The sequence below is a fragment of the Paraburkholderia humisilvae genome (assembly GCF_902859855.1).
Lineage (GTDB): Bacteria > Pseudomonadota > Gammaproteobacteria > Burkholderiales > Burkholderiaceae > Paraburkholderia > Paraburkholderia humisilvae.
Genome location: NZ_CADIKH010000338.1, coordinates 1 through 1,384 on the forward strand (window position 1 = coordinate 1; position 1,384 = coordinate 1,384).

Annotated in this window: 1 pseudogene; it reads left to right on the forward strand. The window is 63.5% G+C overall.

Annotation, left to right across the window (positions count from 1 at the left end):
• Nucleotides 1-68 precede the first annotated feature (68 nt).
• Nucleotides 69-1,384 (forward strand): annotated as a pseudogene (locus tag HV796_RS45265) (IS3 family transposase); the annotation flags it as partial.

A 1,384-nucleotide genomic window follows, 5' to 3' on the forward strand; every position in this document is an offset into this window, starting at 1 on the left:
CGGCGTCAGAATAGTTGTCGCGTTGTTTGATTCTTAGTCATGGTCCGGGGGCGGTAGAATCGGGATGAATGAAAGGCTACCCAGAAGAACGAAAAGAAGCGCTGGTGCGTCGCATGATGCCGCCGGAGAATGCGCCAGTGTCGGCGCTAGCACGAGAAACGGGGATTACCGGACAGACGTTGTACACGTGGCGGCGACAGGCGAAAGGACAAGGGCTGGCAGTGCCGGGCGACGGGAAGAACCCCGAAGGATGGTCTTCGGAAGACAAGTTTGCCGTAGTGCTGGAAACAGCGCCGCTCAACGCAGCGGAGCTGGCCGAATACTGCCGTCGCAAAGGTCTGTACCCCGAGCAGGTCGCTGCGTGGCGGGCTGCCTGTCAGGCAGCCAACGCGAATGCTGCGGAGCAGGCGCGCGAGCAGCGTCACCAGTCCAAAGAGGACAGGCAGCGCATCAGGCAGCTGGAGAAGGAACTGCAGCGCAAGGAGAAGGCCCTGGCGGAAGCGGCGGCGCTGCTGATTCTCAGAAAAAAAGCCCAGGCGATCTGGGGGGACAACGAGGACGATTGATCAACGTCCCGGATCGCCTGTTGTGTATATCGTTGATTCGCGAGGCGGTGCTCTCAGGCTGCCGGTTGGAGAAGGCGTGCGAGCAGCTGGGCGTGAGCCTGCGCACGTTCCAGCGCTGGGTCCGTGATGGCGAGGTGGTGCGCGCCGATGGCCGGAGCACGACCGGGCGGCCGCCGCCGCGCCACAAGCTGAGCGAGACTGAACGGCAACAGATTCTGGAGGTGGCCAATAGTGCTGAGTTCGCCAGCTTGCCGCCCAGTCAGATCGTGCCGGGCCTTGCCGACCGCGGCATGTACCTCGCGTCGGAATCGAGCTTTTACCGTGTGCTGCGCAGTGCCGCGCAGCAGCACCACCGAGGTCGTGCACGCGAGCCTTCCCCGCGGCCCGTCACCACTCATTGTGCGACGGCAGCCAATCAGGTCTGGTCGTGGGACATCACCTGGATGCCCGCGGCGATCAAGGGCAAGTATTACTACTGGTACATGGTGCTCGACGTGTTTAGCCGCAAGATTGGGGCCACGAAGTGCAGGAAGCGGAATCTGCCGAACTTGCTGCCTTGCTGATGCGGCGCGCGAGTCTGGCAGAGGGCCTGGCAGGACGTCCGCTGGTACTGCATTCGGACAATGGCAGCGCGATGAAGGGCGCGACGATGCTCGCCACACTGGAAAGCCTCGGCGTGGTGGCCTCGTTTAGTCGACCGCGCGTGAGCAACGACAACCCGTACGCCGAGGCGCTGTTCCGCACGTGCAAGTATCGGCCCGACTACCCGCGCAAGGCGTTCACGAGCCTCGACGGGGCGCGTGCCTGGACGCAGCAGT